The 11060-nt window shown below is 54.2% G+C and carries 4 protein-coding genes; all 4 read right to left on the bottom strand.

The genetic code is table 11. The features are described 5' to 3' along the window. Positions 1 to 1673: phage tail protein (locus JX325_RS08215; RefSeq protein WP_204790677.1), on the bottom strand; the 1673-nt coding region annotated here is incomplete at its 3' end. A 3-nt stretch (positions 1674 to 1676) separates the two neighbouring features. Further along, positions 1677 to 2468 (bottom strand): hypothetical protein, encoded by a 792-nt coding sequence (locus tag JX325_RS08210; protein WP_204790676.1) that lies wholly within the window; start codon positions 2466 to 2468, stop codon positions 1677 to 1679. A gap of 1 nt (position 2469) precedes the next feature. Then, complete coding sequence (locus tag JX325_RS08205) at positions 2470 to 10518, bottom strand: tape measure protein (RefSeq protein ID WP_204790675.1); 8049 nt, start codon at positions 10516 to 10518, stop codon at positions 2470 to 2472. Further along, positions 10515 to 10892: an HK97 gp10 family phage protein gene (locus JX325_RS08200; RefSeq protein ID WP_204790674.1), complete on the bottom strand. Its 378-nt coding sequence runs from the start codon at positions 10890 to 10892 to the stop codon at positions 10515 to 10517. Before JX325_RS08200 ends, JX325_RS08205 begins: the two co-directional genes overlap by 4 nt. Positions 10893 to 11060: the final 168 nt, after the last annotated feature.

The raw sequence follows: 11060 nt of genomic DNA, 5'->3' as shown, positions 1-11060 counted from the left end.
GACATCATGCTCCGTCCATAGCGGTCCAAGAAGTCCGACGCCTGGACAACTCCCTTAAAGTCTCCGCTGGCTGCCACGAGCTGACCACCAAAGGTCCCCTTCGCACCGGAAAGAGTTCCAGCAAAAGTCCCCCGTCGGGCGTAAAGGTTTCCCTGCTCATCGACGGTAAAGTTGCCGTTTCCGATGTCGATAGAGCCCTTTTTCATGGTCAGCTTTCCGGTTGCAAAGTCGAGAATGAAGTTCCCGCCGTAGTCTTTCAGCGTTCCGGCCCGAATCACGTCCGCATTCAGCACACCGGTAGTGATGTAGTCCGCTACGATGGAACCATCCATGGTGATTGCCAACCCAAAGGTCTTACCGCCATCATTGGAGTAACCCAGACCGTTCATATTCCATTTCCAGAGCTTATCAGCCTTGGTGTAGTCTCGGACATTGGAAATATAAAGAGTTTCCGAGCCATAGTCGTCTTTGGTGATGGTGATGTACCCCGTGGTGGCCATGTTCATGATGTGGGTGGCGTTCTCTTTTGCCTCTTTGAGGATAGAGTGTGCCTTGGGGAGCGCTTCGATTTTCTGGAGAATGGCGGCGCTGATTTGGTTGTTCACGCTGGTAAGACTGGTCTTTACCGTGTCGCCCAGCTTGAATTGGGTCTGCTCTGGGCTGTCCAGCGGGATCTCCAGCTTTGTCACCGGGAAGAGACGGTCAAGGCCATGGGGCCGGGAGATGACCCGAATCTCATCCAACAGCTTGACAGCCTCATAGTTGACGTCCAGATAATGCAGATCGAGAGCGCTGAGTTCCAGTTCCATGTTGTCGAACTGAAGGTCTGTCAGATAGGCCCTCGCCTTTTCCAACAGAACCGCCGGATCGGTCACATCATCCCATGAGACTGCTTTCTCAATCCAGCCATAGGCCGCCATAGCGGCATCAGACTGAACATAGATACTGCCCCCATTCACGCTTTCTACCGTTAGATAGGCGTCAAGCGCTTCAATGGGGCTATCCTCCAGCCGTCCGCCCAAAGGAACGATGACCGTAGCAAACTCTGTAGAGTCCCATTTCCGGGTAAATTCAATGAGGTTAGAGCCGAACTGGATGACCTGACTGCAAGTGTCGGGATACTCTGCCAGGTAGTCCAGGTATCGAACCCCATTCACCTTACGAACACGAAGATGACCGCCGTAAGCCTCGACAAGAGCGTTGAGGATCGCGACGGTCTTATCGTAATTCGTATAGTAGGTCGGATAGTTCTTGTCCACCACTGTCACCGCTCCGATGGAAAACCGGCGATTTGTCGGGACTTTGGAATTGTGAACAGCAATGAGTTTTTCGAGATACGCTCGAATGGAAAGACCGGAATACTCCGCCGGCGGCTGGGTACTGTCGTTGAAAAACGCCAGTTCACCCTCGCAGTAGAGATTTCGGTTGTTGTAGAAGTCCTTGTCTTCTTGCAGCACGCGCCCGGCCCAAAGCTCCTTCCCGTCCTTTTGGACAGAGATGTCCGTGGTCATCCGGGCAATCGTCTCATATGCGACATTTGCCTTGGGGAGGGTCATGGTGAGGGAACCGGCCCCGTTGTCTTCCAACGTCAGCTTAGGGTTCAAGACCTTCATGTTTTCAAGCGCGAACACGTCGCTGTAGATACAGACGCCGTCAGCATAAATCGAATACACCGGTCACAACCTCCCTTGCCTGAAATCAACGGATACGGTCCCTGTTCCAGAATCGCACCACAGATAAATTGTAGCGCCCTGGTTGCCAAAGAACACAAACTCCGGGATTTGGATTTCCCCATCGGGGAGCAACTTTGTAATGTCGAGCCCCAACTGAGGATTGACGAACCGAATGTGGATGCCTCTCCTTGCAGTACTCGACACGATGAAACGAGGACACACAGGAGCCCGCCCAAACAGCGCCGCATCCAGGCGGCGGGTCGTTGTGGCGGTGGAAACCGCGATGTTCTTGAAAATAGCGGCCCTGATAACTCCATTTTGAAAGTTAAACGGGTCCCAAAGCCAATCGTCAATGGAAGACAGCACCGACCACTTGTACGGACCAACGTCATAGTCGATTACGATACGCGACCAGTCCTTTTCCGATTTCCAGGCGTTCACGACGAAGCGGCCCTCATAGAAATACTCAGGGTCGTCTTCCAAAACTGCTCGCATACTCTGCCCGTGCAGATAGTCCATGATGTCGGAATAGACTGAATGCCATGGAGTTTTCTCAATCTTACCTGCGGGCCACGGCTCAAAGCCGTTTGGGACAATGAACTCAAAAGAGCCAGTGCGGTTCTGATACACCGGATACCCGGTGAGGGCTTGCGACAAATCAATGACGCCGTCCCCACCGGGAATGTCCAATGTCTTTACCTTTTGTGCCGGCGGATTGAAAACAGGACGGGAAGTGGGGACCAGGTGCCACGCATCCCATGTGTTTTTTTCGCCAAAAGTGATAGAATGGTACACGCTAATTCCCCCTCCCTCTATAAACCTGTTTCCGCCCCAAAGCGGCATCCATCGGGTCTGCCATCTCACCGACGAGAACGCCGGTATCAAGTACGACCCGCATCCGTTCAAGACGAACAGTCATATCCGCCATTTCACTACGCAGTGAGCGAAGCTGTTCCACAACGCCATCGTTGTCCACGGAAACAGTCATTTGCCCTCTGTCGGCGGTGGAATTGAACGCCAAACTCGCCTGACCGGCAAGCCCCAGCGCCCTTTGCGCATAGAACAAATCTCCAATCTCATCCGCACTCCGGGATACGGCGGACAAGTCCAGCACAGGCCGAATGGTCGGCTCCCAGTCCACTCCGCCGTCGATGATGTCGGCGATGGTCTGGATGACGTTGGACAGCCCGCTCTTAGCGGACTCAGCCACATTGGAACCAGCGTCATAGGTCTTGCTGACATAGCTCTCCAGCCCATTTACAAAACCAAGACCGGTGTAGTTGCCCAACTCACGGAACACACGGGATGGAGAATTGATGTCAAGGGTCTCCTTAACGGCCTCGACGCCGGCAAGGGCCATCTTTGTCAGCTCGTCGATGAAATTCGACCGTTGAGACTGAACGCCCTCGGTAAGGCCGGTGACAATCTGCTGTCCTGTCTCGTCCCAGCCGGCCTCACGAAGAATCTTCTGGGCGGTCTCAGCCATCTCTTCCAGTTCTTCCTCGGTATTTGTCTTGATGAGGCCTACCTTTTCGCCAAAGTCTTTCCGCAGTTGTTCCAGTTCGGCGTTGGCGTCAATAGTGACCTGGTTCATCTTCTCCTGCCAGACAGACCGATACTCGTCCAGCTCCTGACTTGCCTCGACTCGCAGCTGCGCGATGTTGTTCTGAGTCTCGACACGAAGACCCTCCAACTCGCTAACGGCTTGTTCACGGGCCTGCGCGTGCTTGATAGACCACAGGGAGGCATACTTCTCCAACTCGGAATCGCTCATAGAGTTCAGAGCCTTGATCTCCGAGATAGCGGAGGGACCCATCTGCTGAAGTTCCTCAATAAGCTCCGAGTCGAGCCCCTTAGCGGACAGCTGATCCAAAATATCCTGCCATTCGCCAAATTCTTTGACCTGGCCTTCCAGGTTCTTCATCAGGGTTTCGCCGCTCACCTCTTCCTTTTCCTTGACCTCGTCGAAAAGGCCATAGGAGCGGTAAAGGCTATCGGCGCGGGAGTTCAGAGCATTCTCATACTGGTCATTCAGCGACTTGATGTCCTGAGCCAACCGGTCGTTGATGGATTTCACCTTATCGGCATATTCCTGTTCCAGATCAAGCCGCTTCTGGTTAGCCTCCGTCTGAACACGCTGAACATCCTCGATGTACTGCTTTTGAGCCTCACTGATCTCCTTCTCCAGGCGATAAACTTCACGATCCATTTTCTTGCGCTCGTCGGTGCCCTTGGCATACCGGCTCTGCACACGCTTATAGGCCGCAAGCTCATCGGCAAGGCTCATGCGATTGTAGTATTTCTCTTCCTCGATCCAGTCCATGGAGTGCTGGTAAGAGGCGTCCATCAGCTCATTCCGTAGGCGATACACCTCACGGTCAGCTTTCTTCCGCTCCTCGCTGCCTTCCAAATAGCGGGCCTGTACGCGCTCGTAAGCAGCAAGTTCCTCTTCCAGACTGAGCCGATTGTAGTATTTCTCTTCCTCGATCCAGTCCATGGAGGCTTGGTAGGTAGAGGCCACAAGCTCATTTTGAAGTCTGTAGACCTCCCTATCAATTTTCTTCCGCTCCTCGCTGCCGGCTTTGTACCGTTTCTGGAGCTCTTCCCATCCGGCCAACTCGTCTTTCAGACTGAGTTCACCGTAATACTTCCGCTCATCGGCCCAGTCTTCAAAGGCGTCTATACCCTTCTTACTGACCTTGATGACCTCGTCAATCATGCCAGAGGTCGCCTGAGCGGCAGGGACGATACTGTTGTTGACGCCGATTGCCAAGCCCTCGCCCATGTATTCGCCCAAGTGGATAAACTCACGGGACGGAGAGTGGCTGTCCAGCGCCTTCTTAGCTGCGTTCAGAGCGGCCAGGCCAAGGCTCCTGCCGGCGGCGGTGGCGCTACTCAGCTTGGAGTTAATGCCGTTGACAAACCCTTGACCAACATTCTTGCCGGCCTCGGTAAATTGTCCCTTGGTATTGTTGATGGCAGTGACTGTGTTGCTGAGTACAGTGGTCATGCCGGACTTGACCGAGTTTCCGTTGTCACGGATCGTCTTTCCAAACCCCGTCATCATCTGGGAAACAGCGGTGTTCATGGAAGTTGTCTTCTGAGTCACGACAGTTGCCAGGGAACTCATAACCTCTTCCATTGCCGGAGCAGGAACCGCTTTGTTCGTGGAGATGGAGGATTTAACAGAGTTAAGCATACTGAGCACAGCGGAGTTGACCTTCTGGTCACAGTTGGAAAATGCGCTTGTGAACCCGCTGATGCCGGTATCCGCAAGACTGGACAGAGAACTGCTGAAGTTGGAAAATGCGTTTTTGTTGATGTCTTTCACGCCCTTGGCCAGATCCACGAGGTTCCAGACAGCGGTAATGACACCATTCATTTTTCCGGTATCAATTCCGGAGATTTCGTTGTAGTAATCGCTCATGGCATCGCCGAAGTCGGCGATGTCGTCGCCAAAGGTAGCCAGGGTCTGGTCACCGCCAAACCACTGGTCGAAGAGACTACTGTCCGGGAGGCCGGACGCCAGGTTAGAAAGTGCCTGAGCGGCGTTGGCCGACGCGGTCACAGCATCCGGCTTCACATTCTTGACAGCCTCGGCATAAGCAGCCAGGTCCTCACCGAAGGCCACAATGTCATCGCCGAAGTCAGCGATGCTGTTATCCCCGGTGAAGAAGCTGACAAGTCCTCCGCAGTTGGGAATCGTCCTTGCCAACTCCACGAGAGCCTGCCCGGCAGTAGCGGAGTTAGTCACGGCATCCGTGTCCATCCCCTTTACAGCCAGAGAATATGCCTTAATGGCTCTGCCAAAGGGAACAAGTTGGTCTGCGAAGGTGTTCATATCGTTCTCGCCAGAGAAGAACCCAACAACGCCCCCGCTGTTAGGAAGCGTCGCAGCCATCTCGGCCATGGTTTTTCCCGCGATTGCCGCATTGGTCACGGCGTCGGTGTCCATGCCCTTGACGATGCTCGCAAAGTTGACCATTGCTGTACCGAAACTGCCCAACTGGGAACCAAAGGTCTCCATGTCATTCTCGCCGGCGAAGAACCCGAGCACCCCGCCGCTGTTGGGCAGAGTTGCGGCCATCTCGGCCAGGGTTTTACCGGCGATAGCGGCCTTGGAGACAAGGTCAGCGTCCATGCCGGCAATCGACTTGGAAAACTCGCTCATAGCTTCTCCGAACGGCACAAGCTGCTCCGCAAAATCAGACAGCGAGGACCCGCCGGTGAGCCAGGAGGTCAGCCCATCCAAAATATCAGCGGCGGTCAGCAGCAGGATCACTTCGGTCAGGGCTTTCACACCGCTCAGCATATCGGGAGTAATACTGCTGGCTCCGTCAATAAACGGCTGAATGTTGGTCATAAACGCTGCCAAATCAGCCCCGATTTGCGGGAACTGACTGGATACGCCGCTCATAAAACCACCGACAATACCGCCAACGAAAGAACCGATGGCAACGCCGATGCCCTCCAGGAGCTTTCCGCCCTCGCCGATGAGCCAGGACAGACCGGGGAGTTGAGCCAAACCGCCGATGGCGGCCAGAACCAAAGCCAGCTCCGCAATGACGGCGCCCATACCGACGATGCCAACCATAGCCCCCGGGACAAGAGCGGCCACGCCTTGCAGCGCAACCATCATAACCGACAAGAGGCCGACGCCGGCGATACCTTTCAGCAGGGCGGTCGTGTCGATACCGGCCAGGGCGTCAATAATACCGGAGAAGAACGCCATGAGCAAATTGACCGCAGATTTGATGAGCTCCGGCAGGCGTTGTGCGACGCCGTCGATAAGCTCAATCAGGAACAGCATGAGCGAGTCCACGATTTGAGGAGTATAAGCCACAAGCGCCGAGAGAACCCCGGCAAGGAGCTCTAACGCACCATTAGCAAGCGCGGGAACACACTCTACCAGGACATCGACCAGAGTTAGTACAACAGCTTTGACCGCCTCACCGATAGCAGGAGCGCCGTCGATAATTGCCTGAGCAAACGCCACAATAGCCTCGCCAATTTTCTGAGCGACTACCGGAATAACCGAGGCGATGCCGGTGACAATACTCGTCAGGCCGGCAACGATAATCGCGACCCCAGCGCCCATAGATGTTGCCAGGGCTGTGATGCCAACCGCAATAGCTGACAATCCTGCGCCAATGGCCAAAAGGCCGGCCCCCATACCGAGTGTACCAACGCCGATAAGGGCGATGGCTCCGGCCAAGCCAAGGATGGTGGGGACAAGTGGGGTCAACACCGCTCCGGCAACTCCGATAACAGTAAATGCTCCGGCAAGTGTCACGAGCCCCTTAGCAATAGACTCCCAGCTCATAGACCCGAGGACAGCGAGAACCGGTGTAAGTACGGCCAGAGCCCCAGCGGCCACGAGCATTGCAGCGGAGCCGCCAAGCGTTCCATTCATCAGGTTCAGACCGATTGCCAATTCAGCAAGAGCTCCGCCAAGCGTGACGAGCCCCTTTGCGATCTGTTCCCAGCTCATTCCGCCCATTTTTCCGAGGACATTCGCAACGATTTCGAGCGCGGCTCCAACGGCGATCAAGCCAGCTCCAATACCGACCATATTCTTGGGCATCAGGTTTACGGCGATAGCGACCTCCGCGAGGGCACCACCCATCGCAACAAGACCTTTTGCGATCTGCTCCCATCCGAGGCCGCCGAAATCAGACATCGCCGAAGCGAAAATCTTCATAGCGGCAGCAATTTCGATAAGAGCGAGACCGGTAGAAACAACGTGCTTTGCGTTTCCGGTGAGTTTTGTGAACGCGGCAATCTCAAGCAGGAGCGCCCCAATAGAGGTCAGTCCTTTCCCGATTTCACCCCAGTTCATTTGCCCAAAGTCTTTACAGGCGGAGGCCAGCACTTTAATTGCAGCAGACAGAACGACAATCCCGGTCGCAGTGCTGATGGATTTACCGCTGAACTTTGCTGTGTTCAGGAATAGAGACACCTCGGCCAGCAGAACGCCAACACCGGTCAGCCCCTTTGCAAGGCTGTTCCATTCCAGTTCAGCCAAGTCAGTACAGACAGAGGCCAGGAGTTTAATTGCCCCTGCAAAGATGACCATTTGGGCTGCGCCTTTGATTACGGCGCCGGAACCACTTCCGAGAACTTTTGCCGAGGCGACAAGCCCTGCCATCAAGCCGGCGATACCTGTCAGTCCGATAGCGAGCTGTTTTACATCCAGGTCGCCAACTTTCTTGAGAGCAGAGGCGAGGATAAGGACCGATGTAGAGATGGCAAGCATGGCAGCGCAGCTTTTCGTCACGCCCTTCATGTCCCCGCTGATTTTGCTGAAGATTGCCATGGAACCCATAAGGTCGGCGAACAGAACAGTGACTGCTCCCAGAGAAGCGGAGAGTTTGTCGCTGTCCACCAAAGAGATGGCGATGATAGAAGCCGCGAGGATGCCAATGGCTCCTGCAATTTTAAGGAGCGCGCCGGCCTTCAGCTGTGTCTGATACGCCTCAAAGCAGCCGCGCACTTCATCCAGGATACCCTTCACATTGTCAAGGAACCCTCCAACTTCGTCGAAAGGCTTCTTGATGCTGCTCAGGAACGTGGCAATACCGGCGGCGATGGCTCCGAAAGAGATCCCATTGAGCAGGTCGATAGCACCGTTGAAATCTGCGTTACTCAGTTTTTCAACAATGCCGCTTGCCAGCCCACCGATGGCCTTAACGATAGCGCCGCCAATCGTTTTCGCTCCGTTGTAGAGCATTTGAAGCGCTTGCAGGAACTTGCTGCCAGCCAGAGCCGAGCCCATAGTCTTGACGGCCGCAGAAACGCCAGAGCCCATATCTCCAGCCGCTCCGACAAGCTGCGCCATACGCTGATGGGCACGCTCAAGGAGAGCATGGAATGCCTCGAAACCAGGGATTTTGAATTTTTCTTTGACCGCCTGAGCAAACTCTTTTACTTTGGCAGCCGCTTTGGAAATGAAATCGGAGATACGCTGAGTGACCTTGTTGAAGACTTCCACCTTCTTCGCGGCCTCGTCAATTCCAACGAGCCAATCACCAAAGGAGGCAGTCAAATCGAGAAGACCGCCGCTCAAAGTACCGAGTCCGCCAAACAACGGGCTGATTGCCCCGAGCACAGCTGAAAACGCCTGCTGGCCGAGATCGAGAATGGCGAACAGGCCCTTAAAGGTCCTCTTGATTTTATCTGCGGTTTCGTCGGAGATAATCAATTTCTCCGTAAACTTGTTGAGACCCTCGATAAGGCCATAAAGATGTTCTGAGGTTACAGGAGGAAAGACCTCGTCCCAGGCGCCTTTCAGCGTGCCAAAGACCTTTTGAATGGCCTTGCAGCTGTTCAAGATGGAGTCAAAGAGAAGCTCCCTGCCGCTTTTGCGCGTCATGTTGTCAACAAGGGCAGCGAGGTCGCCGGTCGAGGAATGGGCCTGATCGCTCAGTGCTCGAAGTGCTTGGATCTGCTCCTCGGTATAACCGATGTTCTTCAACTGCTCATCAGTCAGTCCCGCAATACCATCGGTGGTCCCGGTTGCCTCGTTCGCCAGCTTATCGAGCGTCTTAGCCAGAATATCAGTTGTCAACCATCCCTCGGACAGGGTGGCGTCAAAAGACCCCGCCTTTTCGACCATTTGGTCAAAGCCGGCAACAGACTCGGAAGCGGTATCGCGAAGTGCATCGCGGAAAGCATCGACGGAAAAACCGGCATCGCTCACCTGGTTCTTAAGCTGGCCCCAGCTTGACATCATGGCACCGCTGAGCAACTCGTTACGAGCCTTGGAAGAGCCGTCGATAATGTTGCTGAAGAACTCCGAGAACTCCCGCAGTGTAACCTTCGCTTCCTCGTAGTCGCCAACGACCATCTGCCAGGTTTCGGCCCAACCGGATTGGGCGCTCTCTTTCAGAGTGTCCAGCAGCTGAGAGAACGTCTTGACATCCTGAGCGGCGGCAAAAGCCTTCTTGCCGATTTCCGTAGTTTCGTCGGCGTAATCCTTCAGTGTATTGGTCAGAACTTCCGTGGTCATCCACTGATAGGCGAGACTGTCGTTGAACATATGGGTGGCGTCGATAGTTTCCTTCATCGTACCGCCCTGCCCGTTCTTGGTAAGTACCTGGTACATCCCATCGGCAGATTTCTGCACCGTTCCAGCCGCAACAGCCGCCTCCAAAAGCTGCGTCTTGAACTCAACGGTCGCCATGTTTGCGTTCTCAATGGATTTCCAGTCGATCAACTTGACGTAGCCAGCCGAAAGAGCCTGGGCAAAGTTATACATCGCTCGGGAGGCCTCGTTGGCGTTCGCGCCGGAAACAGCGGCCACGTTGCTGACACCCTGGATGGCTGCCACAGCATCGTCCAACTTAACACCGGCATTTGTGAATTTGCCGATGTTGGAAGTCATGTCGGAGAATGAATAGATCGTCCGGTCGGAGTAAGTATTGAGCTCGTCCAGCTTTTGGTTGACCTTATCCAGACTTTCCCCCGTAGAGGCCATGATAGTCTGAATAGAGCCCATCTTCAGCTCATACTCGTCAAAGCCAGAAGAAATCGGCTCGATAGTGAACGAAGAAATCATCCGTTTTCCGGCATTTACGGCAGAATTGGTGATATTGGAAAGTGCGGTCATAGCCATGACTTCAAACGCCGAGAATTTCGTCTGAACAGTCTCGACGGAACGGCTAAGAGTGGACAACGTGCATTTCTTGGCAGCCTCACCGAGCCCTTCCAATCCCTTAGCGGCACCGTCCAGATCCAAACCCTGTTTGAGTTTCTCAAGCGTAGACAGACTGGTTTGGACATTTGCCTCAAACTGCTTGTTATCGAATCGCATTTCTACGACTCTCTCGTCGATTGTCGTGCTCACAGCTTCGTGACCTCCTTCCATGCGTTATTTGCGATTTGGTCAAAAATAGGCTGGATAGCAGGGTTGATGTAATCTCTTCCCTGTACCCAGCCCCCGGTTCCGGTGCCATGTCCATATTGGAGAATAATGGCGATTGGAACTCCATTTTGAATATTTGAGTTGCGAAATGAAATGACGGCAGAACCGTTCTTGTTCGTGATTTCGTAGTACCACGAACTGGCAGTCAAGCCGGAGTCAGTAGGCGTTGCAGACGCGAGGGCGGCCACTCCAGCTCGGCCATACTTATCGAGATCGCCGAGATGAACGACTTCTTTGGCTCTTTCCAAAAATCTGGTCAGCTTGGAGAAGTCGCCCTTTTGTCTGAACGTAATCATAAGGCCTCCTTCAGATACGCTTGGCGTAATCCAGAGAAATCCACCCAATGCCCGACTTAAGTTTCCCCCACTTCGTTGCACCTTTCCCAGTCGCCTCGCTGACGATGGTGTAAACGCCGGGTTTAATGGCGTTCTGAACAATGGCGGCGTCAGTGCTGGGACCTTTAC

It is taken from the genome of Oscillibacter sp. CU971, from assembly GCF_905219725.1.
GTDB lineage: Bacteria > Bacillota > Clostridia > Oscillospirales > Oscillospiraceae > Oscillibacter.
Note: the sequence above shows the minus strand (reverse complement) of the source record. Positions and strands in the feature narration are given on the sequence as shown.